Source organism: Falsiroseomonas sp., assembly GCF_030695085.1.
Classification (GTDB): Bacteria; Pseudomonadota; Alphaproteobacteria; order Acetobacterales; family Acetobacteraceae; genus Falsiroseomonas.
This window is the reverse complement of sequence record NZ_JAUYTS010000182.1, coordinates 1-1,394: the sequence shown is the minus strand read 5'-3', so window position 1 is coordinate 1,394 and position 1,394 is coordinate 1. Positions and strand designations below refer to the sequence as shown.

The 1,394-nt window shown below is 69.3% G+C and carries 2 protein-coding genes; both read left to right on the top strand.

The genetic code is table 11. The features are described from left to right. The first annotated feature begins 352 nt into the window (after nucleotides 1–352). Complete coding sequence (locus tag Q8S40_RS19815; protein WP_305671775.1) at nucleotides 353–574, top strand: hypothetical protein; 222 nt, start codon at nucleotides 353–355, stop codon at nucleotides 572–574. A 153-nt stretch (nucleotides 575–727) separates the two neighbouring features. After that, entirely contained in the window at nucleotides 728–1,372 is a 645-nt protein-coding gene (locus Q8S40_RS19810; RefSeq protein ID WP_305671774.1) for a PEP-CTERM sorting domain-containing protein, read from the top strand. The last annotated feature ends 22 nt before the right edge of the window (nucleotides 1,373–1,394 follow it).

Here is a 1,394-nt window from a genome sequence, read left to right as displayed (position 1 = left end):
CGCGCTGCTGGGCCTCGGCCTGGTGCGCCGCGCGCGCCGCAACAAGGCCTGATTGAGCAGTCCTGCCCCTCGCGGGGCGGGTTCTGATACCTTCAGGGCGCGCGTCCGGCTTTGGCCGGGCGCGCGTTTTGCGTTTTCAGGTGTCCCGCAGCGTCCCCCGGGGTTCCGCCTGCGCGCCAGAACAGGACAGCCGGGGTGGGGGTGCCGCCTGCACCCCACGTCGCGGTCGATGAAGACCGCACGCGTCGACGGCCGCGCGATGAAGCCCATCTCACGGCGCACCAGGATGCACTTCGCAAACGACACCGCCTGAGCCGCCGTCGCGGCGGCACGCTGTGCGGCCGCTGGGGCCGTGAATGATGACGCGCGGACCTTCGGCGTGCAGGCGCCCGGCGTGGCATGGCAGGTGCACCAGGCTGCGGGACGATCCGAACTGGTCGCCGTGGCCGCCTGGCGGGACGGCGCAGTAGCAGGGGATGGTCTGCGGTCGCGCGCCGCACAGGCGCTGCGCTGCGGCACCGCGCGGCCAATGCTGGCGGTGGTGGAACTGGCCCCGGAGGATGCCGCGGCCTGAACGCTGCCTGGGCCAGCCGGGTGATGCGCGCCGTGCTCGCAGCGCAGCGGCAGGGTCTGGCCGCCGTTGCGGCAGCGCGTTCGACGGTTTCGTGCCCGTTGTCGGCGCCAATTACAGGCCGCCGACAGAACTGCCGAAGTGCCATACAAGCCGTTGAAAAAGCAAGCCAATTACCCTGGCACACTGTTTGCTAAGGATGGGTTGGGCCACTGGATCTGCCGGCAGCCGGTTCGAGAGAAAGATAAGATTATGAAGAAGGCACTCTTCGGCGCCGTCGCCGCCCTCGCCCTCATGGCCTCCCCGGTGCTAGCCGGCCCGATCATGGCGGGTAGCAACCTGTCGATCGGCGGCATCAACAAGGTGACCAGCACGGAGATCACCTTCGCTGGCCCGCAGCGCCTGGACATCGCCGGTGGCAGCTTTGCCGGTCTCGGCACCTGCTTCGCCTGCGTCAACATCGCCAACATCACCTACGCGCCGACGGCGTCCAGCGGCCTGCTGTTCACGATCACCAACAACGGCCTGGTCAGCACCTTCATCCTGAACGCGGGCGCGTCAGTGTCGAACATTGCCGGTTCTCCTGGCACGCTGTCGATCCGCGGCACCGGCACGGCGACGCTGACCGGCTTCGACGACACCCCCGGCAACATTGCGATCAGCACGCAGAGCGGCCTTCTCGGCAACGTGACCTTCTCCGCCACCGTGGTCGCGGTGCCGGAGCCGGCCTCGCTCGCGCTGTTCGGCTCCGCGCTGCTGGGCCTCGGCCTGGTGCGCCGCGCGCGCCGCAACAAGGCCTGATTGAGCAGTCCTGCCCCTCGCG